Annotated in this window: 13 protein-coding genes; 2 read left to right on the plus strand and 11 right to left on the minus strand. The window is 35.0% G+C overall.

Annotation, left to right across the window (positions count from 1 at the left end; translation table 11 throughout):
* Nucleotides 1-87: 87 nt before the first annotated feature.
* From ERX46_RS05465 to mnmE, 3 genes are all read right to left on the minus strand, one after another.
* Nucleotides 88-1,125 (minus strand): hypothetical protein, encoded by a 1,038-nt coding sequence (locus ERX46_RS05465; protein ID WP_130092832.1) that lies wholly within the window; start codon nucleotides 1,123-1,125, stop codon nucleotides 88-90.
* Nucleotides 1,126-1,190: 65 nt separating this feature from the next.
* Nucleotides 1,191-2,309, minus strand: a complete 1,119-nt coding sequence (locus tag ERX46_RS05470) for a site-specific integrase (RefSeq protein ID WP_130092833.1) — start codon at nucleotides 2,307-2,309, stop codon at nucleotides 1,191-1,193.
* A 170-nt stretch (nucleotides 2,310-2,479) separates the two neighbouring features.
* Entirely contained in the window at nucleotides 2,480-3,850 is a 1,371-nt protein-coding gene (mnmE, locus tag ERX46_RS05475; RefSeq protein ID WP_130092834.1) for a tRNA uridine-5-carboxymethylaminomethyl(34) synthesis GTPase MnmE, read from the minus strand.
* 100 nt (nucleotides 3,851-3,950) lie between these two features.
* On the opposite strand from mnmE, the gene ERX46_RS05480 reads away from it, so the two are divergent.
* Nucleotides 3,951-4,196, plus strand: a complete 246-nt coding sequence (locus ERX46_RS05480; protein ID WP_130092835.1) for a hypothetical protein — start codon at nucleotides 3,951-3,953, stop codon at nucleotides 4,194-4,196.
* A 244-nt stretch (nucleotides 4,197-4,440) separates the two neighbouring features.
* Here ERX46_RS05480 and ERX46_RS05485 read toward each other — a convergent pair whose 3' ends face one another.
* The 3 genes from ERX46_RS05485 to ERX46_RS05495 all read right to left on the minus strand — a co-directional run bounded on the left by ERX46_RS05485 (nucleotide 4,441) and on the right by ERX46_RS05495 (nucleotide 6,557).
* Complete coding sequence (locus tag ERX46_RS05485) at nucleotides 4,441-5,124, minus strand: RluA family pseudouridine synthase (protein WP_207214126.1); 684 nt, start codon at nucleotides 5,122-5,124, stop codon at nucleotides 4,441-4,443.
* Nucleotides 5,125-5,126: 2 nt separating this feature from the next.
* Complete coding sequence (gene panB / locus ERX46_RS05490; RefSeq protein WP_130092836.1) at nucleotides 5,127-5,942, minus strand: 3-methyl-2-oxobutanoate hydroxymethyltransferase; 816 nt, start codon at nucleotides 5,940-5,942, stop codon at nucleotides 5,127-5,129.
* Nucleotides 5,943-6,059: 117 nt separating this feature from the next.
* A complete protein-coding gene (locus ERX46_RS05495) occupies nucleotides 6,060-6,557 on the minus strand; it encodes a transposase (RefSeq protein ID WP_130092837.1) in 498 nt (165 codons plus the stop codon).
* A gap of 96 nt (nucleotides 6,558-6,653) precedes the next feature.
* Here ERX46_RS05495 and ERX46_RS05500 point away from each other — a divergent pair, with 96 nt between their 5' ends.
* Nucleotides 6,654-6,857 (plus strand): hypothetical protein, encoded by a 204-nt coding sequence (locus ERX46_RS05500; protein WP_130092838.1) that lies wholly within the window; start codon nucleotides 6,654-6,656, stop codon nucleotides 6,855-6,857.
* A gap of 20 nt (nucleotides 6,858-6,877) precedes the next feature.
* Here the strand turns inward: ERX46_RS05500 and ERX46_RS05505 are convergent, their stop codons facing one another.
* From ERX46_RS05505 to ERX46_RS05525, 5 genes are all read right to left on the minus strand, one after another.
* A complete protein-coding gene (locus ERX46_RS05505) occupies nucleotides 6,878-7,786 on the minus strand; it encodes a bifunctional metallophosphatase/5'-nucleotidase (RefSeq protein WP_130092839.1) in 909 nt (302 codons plus the stop codon).
* A 1-nt stretch (nucleotide 7,787) separates the two neighbouring features.
* Complete coding sequence (locus ERX46_RS05510; RefSeq protein ID WP_130092840.1) at nucleotides 7,788-8,498, minus strand: 5'-nucleotidase C-terminal domain-containing protein; 711 nt, start codon at nucleotides 8,496-8,498, stop codon at nucleotides 7,788-7,790.
* 15 nt (nucleotides 8,499-8,513) lie between these two features.
* Nucleotides 8,514-10,799 (minus strand): endonuclease, encoded by a 2,286-nt coding sequence (locus ERX46_RS05515; RefSeq protein ID WP_130092841.1) that lies wholly within the window; start codon nucleotides 10,797-10,799, stop codon nucleotides 8,514-8,516.
* Between the two features lie 30 nt (nucleotides 10,800-10,829).
* On the minus strand, nucleotides 10,830-13,556 hold the full coding sequence (locus ERX46_RS05520) for a TonB-dependent receptor (RefSeq protein WP_130092842.1): 2,727 nt from the start codon (nucleotides 13,554-13,556) through the stop codon (nucleotides 10,830-10,832).
* Between the two features lie 62 nt (nucleotides 13,557-13,618).
* Nucleotides 13,619-14,629, minus strand: coding sequence for a lamin tail domain-containing protein (locus ERX46_RS05525; RefSeq protein WP_130092843.1), 1,011 nt, complete (start codon nucleotides 14,627-14,629; stop codon nucleotides 13,619-13,621).
* Nucleotides 14,630-15,276: the final 647 nt, after the last annotated feature.

Raw genomic sequence — 15,276 nt, forward strand, 5'->3', positions numbered from 1 at the left:
GCAGAATTACTCGATTTCGAGAAACATTCGAGCAAATGGTTTGAATGATGCAGTAACAATGAGGAAATAATTTAATCGAAGATCCTTCTATTTCGAGGTTTCGAAAAGCGAAATCAATTTACCACAAAGTTCTTCAAGTTTTGTAGTATTGTCCTTTTTAGAAATTTTGGATTTTGACAAGCTTTCATATTTTGGAATATTTCCTGGCTCATTCATCCCTTTAAACTTAACCTTAAAACAATGAGAGGCTACAAACCATTGTTGTTGAGTGTCCAATTTTTGGATCGAATTAGATTGTGCCATTGTTCTTGTGAAAATTTTCAAATCCCACGGAGTACCCATCCAGTAGACCTTATCAGAAGGAGGGATTTCTTTGCCAATAAAAAGATTTAGGAATTCGATTTTCTTCACAGAATTACATATAAAACCAAAATTCACAAAGTCATTAAATATTTTTGTTACAGGAAAATTAAAATCTTCATGGTTAAAATTCTTATAACGGTGAATTGCTTTATCAGAGTAAAACGTTTTGTATAATAAAATATTTTCCTTTTTAAAAGTATAATTATTATTGATTTTCAATTTGGATTCAACCCCTCTAGCTGTGTCTTTATTATCAGAGAATTTAACCATAAAAAAATCACTCCTTTTATCTAAGTAGGTTTTTATTTTGTTTATTTCAGCAGCAGCAAAAGTACCACCGCCTGCTATTACATCTAAGAATGACTTTAAAATATTACATTTTTTTTGAAAAAGAATTAATGAAATAAATTGTTTAAATACTTCTCTTCTGACCTTATCAAATTCATTCCTATTTAAAATCTCATAAGTCGGAAATGCAATATTAAAAGAAGTAGGTATTTGGTATATTTTTTTCTCTCCTTTCATCACCTTTGAAGGAGCCTGATTCATTCGTAAAACTCCTCCACTAACTAATTCTTTATAAATTGATTCATATGTATGTATAGAGTTGAGCTTTAGGTTTAAACTCTCGCCTTTAAGATATGTCTCATTTAGAGTTTTAAATAAAGGTTTTTTCAATAACTCAATGAGTATAGACTCTTCAGTTAATACCTTTGAATGATGCTTAAGTTTATCAAAATTGACGAATCCATCTTCAATCAATTCAGATTGAATACTATTCTTATATGAATTCGTCAGTCTTTTTAATATTTCGTAGAAATCAATCATTATAAATCTAATATAGGAATTGCATTAGTAGCATCCACTTTTTTCTGGTCTATAATCTTAGCATACACTTGTGTAGTTTTTAATTCACGGTGGCCGAGTAGTTTTGATACAGTATAAATGTCAGTCCCATTAGTTAATTGAAGAGTAGCATAGGTGTGTCTAGCGCAATGGAAAGTGATGGTCTTTGATATGCCTGCTTTCATCACCCACTGTTGTAATTTCATATTGTGCCAAGCAGAATATTTTAAACCCTTGAATATTCTTTCTTCGTCCGCTTCTACTTCAGGAAGTAAACTGTGAGCTTGTTGCGAAATAGGTAAAGTTTCTACACCTTTTGTTTTCTGCTGACGAAAACGAACGAACCAATAACTGTTGTTTTCTGAATATTGCAAATCTTTCCATAGAAGGTTATTAATATCAGACCATCTAATTCCAGTCAAGCAAGAGAAAAGGAAAGCTGATTTTAATTGTGGTATCTCACAATCAACTTTTGCTACTTTTTGAAGTTCCTCAAAAGTCAAATATTCCCTTTCAACTTCTCCTTGTTTAAAACCTTTTACTTTTTCGGAAGGGTTCTTCAAAATAAGGTCTTCTCTATAAGCTTGTTTTAAACATGCTCTGACTTTATTAAAATAAGAGTAAAGACTGTTTTGAGAAAGTTTTGTATTGCTTTTAGTTCTTGCAATATGCTCAAGGTAATACTTAAAGTCTTCTAAGAATTTTGCGTCAACTTGATTTATGGAAATATCGTCGGGACAGAATTTGCGTAAATATTTACAAACTGAATCCCAATTCCCATAATTACCAAGGCTATCGTATCTCTTATCAGTTTGCTCTTGAAAATAATCTATAAAATTTATTACTGACTTATCTTTTCCACTCAGCTCAGATAAGGAATTGTTATCATATGCAAATTCAATTGTCTTTTTAGCTCTGATTCGTTCTGCTGCTTCAATCGCTTCTTTGTTGCTCTTTTTTTGCGACCCTTTAGGATTTTCATAAACAAAGAGATCGAGAGTAATTGATGTTCTTATTTTCTTTGCAGAAGGATCGTAGATATCTAAAAAAAGTTTTGACACTCCGTTCTTTGCTTTTCGGCTTCTTACTGTAATCTTCATGTTTGTGTTTTTATGTGTTATTTGTGTTTACAAAACCAAATGTAACACAAAAACCATCAATATAACACAAAGTTGAATTAGTTTTGTGTTATATAGTTTTCAACAATAATCAACTAACATACTAATAAACAATACTTAACATTGATACATCTTGTTCTACTTTGATATAGTTACTTTCCAATACAGAAATTAGCAAATATATTCCCCAACAAATCATCAGAAGTTATCTCACCAGTTATACTAGACAAATGCCTTATAGCACTGCGAATATCCATGGCCAATAAATCTCCAGAAATCTGCAATTCTAAAGCTTCTTCAACCTTGGACATATCGGCCAAAGCATTTGAAAAAGCTTCGTAATGTCTTGCATTGATTACAATCGTATCGCTTTCTGTGGCCAAAGACGCTACAGATTTAGCCAATTCTGCTTTTAAAGCATCTAAGCCAGCGTGTTTTTTAGCCGAAATCGCAATGACTGGATACCTTTCACTGTAATCAGCAAACTTAGCGGTATCCATGTCTTCCGTTTTGTTGGCTAGGAGAATTATAGATAAACCATCGCGCTCTAAACGTTTTAAATCGATTTTAACATCTTCTTTTGTAAGGTCGTTGGCATCAAAAACATAAAGTAAAATGTTCGATTTGCTCACTTGAGAAATAGCTCGCTCTACTCCTATTTTTTCAATTTCATCTGTTGCTTCACGAATTCCAGCGGTGTCTATAAAGTTGTAAAGAATTCCGTCTATTGTTAAACGTTCTTCAATTGTGTCTCTTGTTGTTCCTGGAATTGACGAAACGATTGCGCGTTCTTCGTTGAGTAATGCATTCAACAATGTTGATTTCCCAGCATTCGGCTGACCTGCAATTACAGTGCTTACTCCGTGTTTTATTGCATTTCCATAAGCGAAAGATTCAGTAAGTAAGGTTAACTTTTCTTTTAACTCAATAACTAAATCATTCAATTCTGTTCTGCTGGCAAATTCAACGTCTTCTTCTGAGAAATCAAGTTCTAGTTCAATTAATGAAGCAAAGTCCATTAAACGTTGACGTAAATGTTGAATATTATCAGAATAACCACCACGCATTTGGTTCATTGCGATCTCATGCGCTTTTTTAGAATCCGCAGAAATTAAATCAGCGATTGCTTCAGCTTGAGATAAGTCCATTCGTCCATTGAAATAAGCCCGCATGGTAAATTCTCCAGCTTTTGCCATTCTACAACCTGCTTTAAAAAGTAGATTGAGAATTTGCTGCTGAATAAATGTTGAACCGTGACAAGCAATCTCAGTGGTGTTTTCACCAGTAAAACTTTTTCCTTCTTTTAAAACAGTGACTAAAACTTCATCGATTACATTATTGTCTGCATCTCGAATTGTTCCAAAATGAACAGTATGCGTGTCCACCTTCGTTAAATCCTTTGAAAATATTTTCGAAGTCAATGTTAATGCTTCTTCACCTGAAACACGGATAACAGCAATTGCTCCCACTCCATTTGCAGTGGATAATGCACAAATTGTATCTTTCTCAATCAATAAAGCCATGATAAATGTTCTAATCGTTTAATTCTGCAAAGGTAGGGATTCGAAAGGGAGTTATTGGTCGAAAAAAGATGAAAGTTGATGAATGTGTAACTGATAAAGTATGAGGTCGAAGATGGCATTAGTGAGCGGTTTTGGTTGCGCTGTAATGGAACGCGGGCCTTCGACAAGCTATTCACCGCAAGATAACTGCAATCAACGCAGATTATTGCGGATTTTGCACTTCAAAAAGCTATTAGATTATCATTTTAATTTACATCAATTAGCATTAAATATTAGTTCGGAGCAACTCTCACTTTGGAGAGCCTGTCCCGAAATAATCGGGAGAGATACAGAGGGAGGACATTAAAAAAAATCTTTTCTGTTACTTCGAAACGCTTTTCCATTTGCCAACATTGCATTCGACGGTCAACGGATTGCTCTTCGGTGACTTCGGTGACTGAGCTTGTCGAAGGCGACGAAGACACCGAAATATCGAAGACAATGTACACTTCGCCAATGAAACACTTAGATTTTGAAGCGAATCAAAATTGTCTAACATCTAATGTCACTAGTCTAATGTCCACAAGTCTAACATCTAACATCTAGAAATCTCACTCCACTTCCTTCTTAAACCACTTCCACAACGGATCATTGGGAACATCTGCCGTAATTTCAATTGGTTCCTTCTTCACAGGATGAATAAATTTGGCTCTTCTTGCATGCAATGAAATACTACCATCTTTATTGGAACGTTTTGCGCCATATTTCACATCACCTTTAATAATACAACCGATGTTAGCCAATTGCGTTCTAATTTGGTGATGTCTTCCTGTTTTTGGATTTACTTCTAATAAAAAATAGCGGTCACTTTGAGCAATTAATTTATAATCTAAAACAGATTCTTTTGCTTCTGGTGTTCCTTTCTTTACAGAGTAACTTTTGTTTTGATCAGTGTTCTTTTTCAAGTAATCCAGTAAACTTCCAGTGTCAGTTTGGGGTTTTGTTTCCACAATAGCCCAATACACTTTCTCAACTTCTTGATTTTTGAACAATTCATTCATTCTGGAAAGTGCTTTACTCGTTTTTGAGAAAATCACTAACCCAGAAGTAGGGCGGTCTAATCGATGTATAACACCACAAAAGACATTGCCCTCCTTCTTATATTTTTCGGCTAGCCAAAGTTTTATTATTTCAGGCAACGGCATATCACCCGTCTTATCGCCTTGGGTAATGTCACCCGAAGCTTTGTTGACCGCGATCAGATGGTTGTCCTCATAAATAACGTCAATTGCCATTCCTAGTATTGTTCTTCTTTATTAGGGAAATCTCCAGAACGCACATCGCTGATATAGCTTTTCACTGCGTTTGTCATTTCTTCGAATAAGTTATGGTATTTACGCAAGAAACGTGGATTAAAGTCATTGTTGATCCCCAACATATCGTGAACCACCAAAACTTGTCCATCAACTCCTCCACCAGCACCAATTCCAATAATTGGAATATTTACTTCCTTAGCAACTTTTGCTGCTAATTCAGCAGGAATTTTCTCCAAAACGATAGAAAAACATCCAGCTGCTTCCAATGCCTTAGCATCTTCAATCAAGCGATTTGCTTCTTCCTCTTGCTTAGCTCTTACCACGTAAGTTCCAAACTTATAAATTGATTGTGGCGTTAATCCCAAATGTCCCATAACTGGAATTCCAGCCGTAAGAATACGTGTAATAGATTCAATGATCTCTTGTCCACCTTCCATTTTCACAGCGTGTCCACCAGATTCTTTCATAATTCGAATCGCAGTCACCAACGCTTCTTTCGAATTCCCTTGGTAAGAACCAAAAGGCATATCCACCACTACCAAAGCACGTTCTACCGCACGAACTACAGAAGCCGCATGATAAATCATTTGGTCCAAAGTAATTGGCAAAGTTGTTTCGTGTCCAGCCATCACATTCGAAGCCGAATCTCCAACCAAAATGACATCAATTCCAGCAGAATCAATAATTTTAGCCATCGAAAAATCATATCCAGTTAACATCGAGATTTTCTCTTTGTTATCTTTCATTTCTTGCAACGTATGAGTGGTTACACGCTTCACATTCTTATGTACAGACATAATTGTTTTGTTTTCTGCAAATGTACGAGAACAAATCAAATTGGGTGTTGAAATTTGGGAAATTTGTGTGGGATTTGCGTAGGGGCGGTTTGTGTAAGGGCGGTTTGCAAACCGCCCCTACACATCATCCCAATTCCTCACATTATCATTGATGTATTTCTTCACATTCATCAGACTAGGTTCATCTTTAATTATTCTATCATCAAAACTTCGCTGCCAAAAAGAGGATTTATACAGATTATTTGCAACTACTTTTCTAGTTACAGCACCTTTAAAACCTCTAACTATCGCGCCCAATGAATTTTTCGGAGCTTTAAATTGACCAACTTCATTCTCCTTGTTTACAGAATGTCTTATCTCTACGATTGCATGAAAATGATTTGGCATAATTACATAGTCGTGAAGTTGAATGTTTTTACGCAATTTCTCTGTGATTTTCCATTCTTCTTCCAAAACTTGTCCAATTTTGGTTAATTCTAGCTTTCCATTTTCTATACGACTCAACAATTTCAGCTTATCTTCTACATTAACTGTTATAAAATAAAAGCCCATGGAAGAGTAATCATAACCTTTAAGTCGAACGCTTTTGCGGTGGTGTTTTTCTGGGTTAAACATAATATTTGATTTAAGTATTATGTTAAGATAGTGAAAAAAATGAGATTGTTTGTAATAATGTAGGGGCGATTTGCAAATGTGTAATGGATATGTGCGATGGATATGGGTGGTGGATGTTGGGTGGTGGATGTTGGGTGGTGGATGTTGGGTGGTGGATGTTGGGTGGTGGATGTTGGGTGGTGGATGTTGGGTGGTGGATGTTGGGTGGTGGATGTTGGGTGGTGGATGTTGGGTGGTGGATGTTGGGTGGTGGATGTTGGGTGGTGGATGTTGGGTGGTGGATGTTGGGTGGTGGTGTAGGGGCGATTTGCAAATCGCCCCTACACCATCACCAAATCATGTCGCTTGTTCCTCTTCTTCTCCCCTAGAAAGAAATCAATCCTCCCCATAGCCAATCCAGCCCAACCCACCTGATTTATCAGCACCTTTTCGCCCAATCTGTTAAAATGAATTTCTGGTTTAGGCAAAAAGGTATGCGTGTGTCCACCAATAATGAGGTCTATGTTTTCTGTTTCGGAAGCCAATAATTGATCGTTGTCTAAAAATTGTTTGGGTTTGTAGCCTAAGTGGGAAAGACAAATCACTAAATCACATTTTTCTTCAAAGCGAAGATGTTTGGCTATTCGGTTGGCTATTGGAATTGGTTTTAACCATTCTGTATCTTGGAAATGCGCTTTTGCAACTAGGCCGTTTAGTCCAACTCCTAAACCGAAAACTCCAACTTTAAAAGGTCCTTTATTGAAGATTTGGTATTCCTTTGTGACGTCTTTTAGGATAGTATTGTCGAAATTATAGTTTGAACAGACGAAAGGAAATTTGCCATATTGATAGGCGTTTATGAAACCATCTAATCCGGCATCGAAATCATGATTCCCCATTGTTGCACAATCGTAGCCCATGTGGGTCATGAGTTTCATTTCTAATTCTCCGTGGAATTTATTGAAATAAGGTGTTCCTTGGAAAATATCTCCTGCATCAAATAACAGTACATTTTTCTCTTGTTTTCTTATTTCTTTTAATAAAGCGTATCTTCTAGCTACTCCTCCTTGATTTGGATATTTGGCGTGAGTAGCTGGAAATGTTTCAATATTTGAATGGGTGTCGTTGGTATGAAGAATGGTGATTTTCTCTAAGTTTTGAGGATCTTTTGGGAAACTCAATAAACTTGGACTAATGGCTAATCCTGCTCCAACAACTATGCTTTTTTGTAAAAATATGCGACGTTCCATATTACCATTTTATGCGGTTATCCAAAATTGGACGAAGTGTATCTATTGCTTCCACCCTTTTTATTAATGCTTCTCTGAGGAAGATTCCAGTATCTGTAGTTTTATAGCTTCTTTTAAAAAAGCTCATGTTATCTCCTCCATTTGACAAATAATCGGTGGTGATGACATATAATGTATCTTCTAAAATTGCTTGGTTGTTAAAACTAATTTCAACTCCATTAATTTGAAATCCTCCGATGGGTTCGCCACCTGAATTCTTTAAATAAGCAACAATCGATGCTAATTCACTTGTTGGAAGTTTTGCCAAAACAATGGTGTTATCGAATGGCATTAGTCGGTAAATATCTCCTACAGTAATATTCCCTTTTGAAATGGGTGATCTTAGACCACCATGATTCATAATAGAAATATAATGTTTGCCTTTCAACCAATCGTATTCTTTGAGGTAATTTTCTGTTTCATCGATTACGAAATTTCCCAAAGCTCCTTCAGGTCGGTCTCGCAATAAATCTCCAGTGGCAAATCCTATTACTCGGTCCATATTGGCAGCCAATTCTTTTTTAAATGGCGCAATAAAAGCCTGCAGACTATCATCTGGAGATGTAGCAGTATTGATTTCAACTTTATCAGTTTGGACAAATACAGAAGCAGAAGAGCAGGCCCAAAGACCTGCTCCTAATGCTAATATCCATAAAATTTGAAAAACTTTCATGGTTTATATCATCTATTATTGAACGATAATTCTTTTTACCAAATTACCTTTTTCTGTATTAATATTCAACAAATAAGTTCCTGCATTGAATTTCGTAACATCTACTTCAACGAATTCTGTTGCTGCAGTGAATGTTCCAACTGTTCTTCCAGTCATATCCGTTACATTAATTGATGTGATTTTAACTCCATTCAATTGAACATAAACGATTTCATTACTTGGATTAGGGAAAATAGACAAGTTGTTTTCAATAAAGTTAGAAGACAATCCTAATTCACATCCTTCTGAAATGTAAGAAACAGCGTAGAAATCAACATAACAAGCGAAATCAGCACTATCAATGTAAGGATTTCTATTGTTTTGAATACTGTAAATTAACTCATGACGAGCAATTTCGTAACTATCTGGCACATCATCAAAGTGCCATTTTTTCAATACGTCTTGCTCTTGGTTTGAAGGCATTCCCCAGTTATCACCAGTTCCACTAGCACCATTATATGCTGTTGCCATGTAGAAAATTGATCTCGCTAAGTTTCCTTTTTGCTGATCTCTTGGTTCATAAACTAATGAACCACTAGCATTTTGTCCTCTAGAACCTTCTAAATATGTAAAAGCTGGTGTTCCAACGATTTCACCGAAAGGTAGATTACTTCTTGGCGTATTTGCTTTATTTAAGTTTGTTGGATACAAGTTGTGATAATCTGCATACTCTAATTCCTCCGGTGTTCCGTTTGCTGGATTAGTTGGGAACCAAGAATGTGCATAAGTATGTTCTCTTGAATATCCTGTTGCAGTCCAATCAAAAGATCCGCTATACACTTTTTTCTCACCTGAGTAAACACAAGTAATGTAGCTTTCTCCTGCTAATGTATCTAAAGCTTCAAAACCATCCATTAATAATGTCTTATATAAAAAGTAAGAACTATAATTATGAGGATTAATTAAAGCAGTTAAGTCATCAGTTAAAGTTGATGTTCCAGTATTTAAAGCACCATAATAAGAACCAATGTTACTTCCACTCGACATTTGATTATCAATTGCAACATCTGTTTGGTTGTAGTTAACAAAGTTTCCATAACCATTTAAAACATAAACCGCAAAATGGTAGTCTATATCTGCACGAATTCCTCTAGGAGTAAAAGTTTCAGAATTTCCAACATAAGCAACTTTACTATCACCGATCACATCTCCTCTTAAGTACGAAGTTCCATCAACAGGAACTCCAGTTGGAGTGCTTCCTTCTTTCCAAAGAATAAGGAAACCTTCACCATCAAAAGAAGCATGGCTCTGAACATTCATAGTGTACGCTTGAACATTTGTAATTCCAATAATCGATGTTCCAAAACTTGGCTCTGTTGCTAAATTATCATTCCCAATTCCGTATAAATTCAAAGTAAAAACTGGATCAGTAGGATCATCAGATGATATAGCAATTGTTGAAATTCTAGAACCGTTTACTGTTGTAGAAAAAGCTATATTTCCAGTAACACTTCCAGCACCTGCGATAGCTCCAGTTACTAAATTCGTTGAGAAATCAGCTGCAGCAGCACCAGCGAAATTAATCGCAGAAACTGTTAAATTGTTAACTCCAATATTTTTTAATTCAATTGGTGTAGAAGCTGTAGTTCCAATTTGAATAGTAGCACCGTTTAAAACAGGTGTTCCATCAACTAAAACCTCAATTTTCTTGTCCGGAGCAGTATATCCAAAGATATCATTTATATCACGCGGCAACAATTGGAAAAGTCCGTTATATTCACTCAACAATCCAACAACTGACTGCGCTCCACCTGGAATCGTCTGTCCTGCCATTGCTGTTCCAGAATTAATACGAAGCGTTCCTGTATTTGTACCATCTGTAAAATTGTAGTTTGTACTATTAGCGAATGCTGCCCCTGAAGTTGGGAAAGTTACATTATCAATTCTTACCAAACGCCCTTCATACGTATTTCCTAAATCAACAATATTTATATTCCAAGGTGCAATTTCTGTTCCTGCTCCATTTGGAGTCAATGAAGTTATTGGATCTATTTCCAAAAGTCCACTAAAATCTTTAATTACTCCTGTTAAAGTTACAGAGTCTCCTCTATTCACTCCGTTTGCCATACTACCATAAATTGGTATTCCACCCGTTGCATCTTGAATATAACGAATTGGACCTAATTCTCCACTATCAGAAGAAACCCCTTTAATAGTAACAGTAGCTCCAACTGGAAAATTACGTGCGTCATCGATACTTGTTTGAGCAAACAAGGCTGACATCGAAAACAACGCACCAAAAAGTAAAAGTTTATTTTTCATTTTATTCTAATTTATTATGATCCTCAATTATTAAAATTCGAAACCTAAGGAGAAATTCACACGAATTCCTTGACCAAAGAAAACACCTGAAGAAGTAGCGTCGAAACCACTTCCATTTTGGTTATTTCTAGCATCAGAAATATACAATGTATTTAATGCATTAAATACATTACCTCTCAAAACCAAGCTTGATTTTTCAAATTTGAAACGGTAACCAGTATGAATTGACAACATTCCATAATCAGGAATTTGCCATGACTCTTTACCTCCATTACCACTTGCAACACTTAAAGAGAAAGGATCAAAATCACTGAAATATCGAGCGAAATGTGTATATCCTGCTTTTATATATAAACTTGGCAGGGGCTCAAAACGAATTGCTCCAGCAAATGTACTTTGCGCTGCATCTCCTACATGAACACCTTTTGCATCAAACTCAAAGATCTGACCAACAACATTAATTTGCTCAGATGATTGCCAAGTCCAGTCACCAATAGAAACCATTCCTTCAAGTGAAAGTTTTTTAAACACTTTATAAACAGCATCAAATTCAATTCCCATGTGTAATGCATCCATTCCATTCACGTTAGCCCTAACAAACTCTGTTGGATCGTTTGGATCAGGTACAGATACACCAAAAGGAAATGGTTTATTTTGCCACATTGTGTAGTAACCATTAACATTTGCACTGAATTTTTTAGATCTAAATCCGTATCCAGCTTCAAATGCTAAAATATTTTCATTCAAAATTTCTTCAAAGAATTGATTGTCCTCACTGTTAATTACATTACTAAACTGAGGAGTTCTTGACAAATATCCAGCATTAACAAAAATATTCATTTTCTCTGTAATATTGAAGTTAGCACCTGCTTTTGCAGTAAAACCAGCCAATAATTTCCAGTCAGTTTGATTGTATTTTAAATCTGGATGATCTGGGTGATAGTATTCACCCTCATATTTCACTACATCTTGTCCTCCAATATATAAAATTGTATCAGCCAAATGAATTTCTCTTTTTTGGTGATAATCAATTCCTTTATATCCGTTAATAACAGTAGATAAATTTACAAATGATGACCATCTTCCTTTATTGTATTCTACTTGTCCAAAAGCTCCTCCCCATTGAACCAAAGCATCACGGTAATTATGGTAAGGTTGCCAACCCACTTTATCACCCACTTTTTTCATGTTGGTAGATGCGTTTTGGTCATTAGAATTAATCCAATAATTTCCTCCTAATAAATCTGTCAATTCTGTATAATGTTCTCCTTTGTAATAACGGTAATCTAAACCTCCAGATATTTCCCAGTTATCATTTAATTTATAATCGAATTGTGAAACACCTCCAACCCACATATGATTATTTACTGCTGAAGTAATAACTTGAGAAGATTTCAATAAAGTTGGATGATGTGATGGATCAACACTTGGAACAATAGTTCCAAAAAGTTTAACTTCTTGGTTATTTTCTATAATTTGATCCCAATCAACATGTCCTTCCTCATCATAAAGAATTCCGCTTGAATTTTTCAAACGTTCTCCTCCACCTCTACCAATCGACATGTAAACCATGTTTGAAATAGATAATTTTTTATTCACTTTCCAAAAATCTTTCAACGTGATTTGTGGTTTGTGGTAGTAATTTCTTCTTTCTGCTTTTTGTACTCGATCTCCATTTGAATTTGTTATGTAACCAAAATGTTGATTAGAACGAATTCCATTATCAATATTAACAGCATCTGCAGCAACTTCAATCCCTTGATTTCTTGCATATTCTGAATCCCAATATTCAATTGGTTGATTATATGTACGCTGAGCATGTTCTTGTGGAGCACCAAATCCACTTAAAGAGATCAAGTGTTTTCCCACTTTCTTTTGAATTTTTAAATAATAGAAGGCACCACGCGTACTCAATCCGTCAACCCATCCATCACCTTGTTTGTATGAACCAGAGAATAAAACTCCCCAACCATTTTTCAATTTACCTGACTTATAAGACAAAGAAGTTCTAAGGAAGTTCCCTGACCCATATTCTTGGTTCACTTTAATTTCGCGTTTCCCACCTGTAGGTTGAGTAATGATATTCATGGTTCCACCAACAGAAGGCATAGCTAATTTTGTAGCACCTAATCCACGTTGAACCTGAATTTGATTTGTAATTTGGTCTAATCCAAACCAATTACTCCAATATACTGCTCCATTTTCCATGTCGTTTACTGGAACACCGTCTATCATTACACCGATATTTCTTTGGTTAAATCCACGAATACTAATTCTTGCATCACCATCACCACCACCTTGTTGAGTTGCGTGAACTCCTGGAGTGGAATTTAGAATCATTGGTAACTCTTGAGATCCCAATTCTTCGGTAATTTGCTTGGCTGAAATACGGGTAACAGCAACAGGAGTTTTTCTATCTACTGCCAATTGACCAATAACTTCGACTTCTTCCATTTCTTGGGTATCTCCCATAGAAAAGTCTTTAATTACAACTGGCGCATTTATAGTGATAGTTGTAAATAAAGTATCGTAAGAAAACATTGATATTCTTAATTCATATTTACCATAAGGCAAATTTTGAATTGAATAAGACCCGTCAAGTTGTGCTTTTGATCTATAATCATCAGAAATATAGACATAAGCTCCAATAACTGGCTCATTGGTTGCATGATCTTTAATTTTTCCGTTTAGGGTTCCTTTTTGCGCAAGAGCAAAAAATGGAAGTAGGAAAGCGAGGAATATAATTTTCTTTATCACAATGGAAAAAATTGATATGAAAAAGGGGAGCTTTTATACTCCCCTAAATAAATTTTGAATTCTTATTTAACTATAACACGACGAGAAGTTACAACTCCATTTGATGTCTTTAGATTAACTAAATAAACACCTGGTTGATTTCCGATTGTGAAAGATTGAATACCTGTTTTGTTCTCTTGAGAGCATACTTTTTGACCAACTACACTGTAAACTTCAACATTTACGATATTGCTTTCAGTTGCAAAGTTAAATACTCCATTTGAAGAAGGATTAGGATAAATAGACAATTTGATTGCTACTTCATCATTTACTGACAATGCATTACATTCACAGTCATGGTTTCCTAAAGTCGCCCAGTTTCCTTCAATACGAGGATTTCCAGCTCCATCTAAAATAGGATCTCCATTAGCATCCAACATTGGAAGAACTGCTGGTATAGAATCCCATTTTGCTAGTGCATTGAATTCTGTAATAGTAACCGCTGTTACACCTTTTTTAACACCTGGCTTACGGATTAAAGAATGGTCAACTGTAAGCACTGTTCCTACTCCGTAGAATGGAGAAGTATCTGTCCATCCATTGTAAGGATCTCCAACATCTGGATCTTCACCAATTTTTCCGAAAACATCAATTAATTGAGAGTTAGCAATATCAGACAATGTACCTTTTGCTAAAACCATAGCATCATTTCCGTTGAAGTACATTGCTTTAGAAACATTGTACTCTGGAGAGTAGAAACCATCAGCACGGACTTGTAAAGAATCCCAAACCGGTGCTTCTTGACCAATTCCGTTTTCGTCTCTTTTGTCTATTACTGCTACATAAACATCGTAAGCTCCGATTGTACCATTCAATTGAACTCCTGACTCAGGACCTACAAAAGTAGCTCCGTTAGAATAACGTACTAACATGTAGTCATTCAAATTAATTGGTGAACCTGTTGGATTGTAAATCTCTATTGCCTTGTTGTTTGACCAACCTTCAACGTATTCAGAGATAAACAAACCGTCACAATCTTGTGCGCTAACAGCAGCACTTAAAAGTAGACCGAATGAAAGTAAAATTTTTTTCATAGTTATTATATTTATTTGAGAAATGTTACAAATTTAAAAAAACAAAAATAGTTGCGAGTTTGAACAAACTTATATGGATACAACTTATTTTATAATCGTTTTTTAATGTTTTATTGTTTTATCATTTAATGGTTTCAGCATGAAATTAAATTGCCTCAAGGAGAACATAAAATGATTTTCAGTACAAAATTAAGGCTTTTTATTGAACCTTATATTATCAAATTATGAACAATTTATGTTTTTTTGGTAAAATCGTGTGTAATAAATGTATAAACACATGTAAATACTTGACTAGGTACACTTAATTTTAAATTGAATAATTGCATAAAACATGGATTAATAACAGGATATAGCGAAATATCACTTTTTATTTATTAAAAGAAATTAGAGAAAATAAAATTGTTGAAAAAATATGTGAAATACTATTTTAGTCTTTTAACTTTCAATTGACACTTTGAAAATTTTTCTTTCTGAACTAGAATATTGGCTCTACATGAAATACTGCGGGTAATCAATTTTAATCTTTCCAAAAACTAATCTTTATACCACGAATTAAACTGAAACTTAAAAGATTTGAATTTTAAAATATTTATCAATACGCTGTCAAGTCTTTTCGAAGGATATCTTTTGTAATTTATAAAGATATG

Origin of the sequence: Brumimicrobium glaciale (assembly GCF_004152935.1) — a bacterium.
Taxonomy (GTDB): Bacteria; Bacteroidota; Bacteroidia; order Flavobacteriales_D; family Crocinitomicaceae; genus Brumimicrobium; species Brumimicrobium glaciale.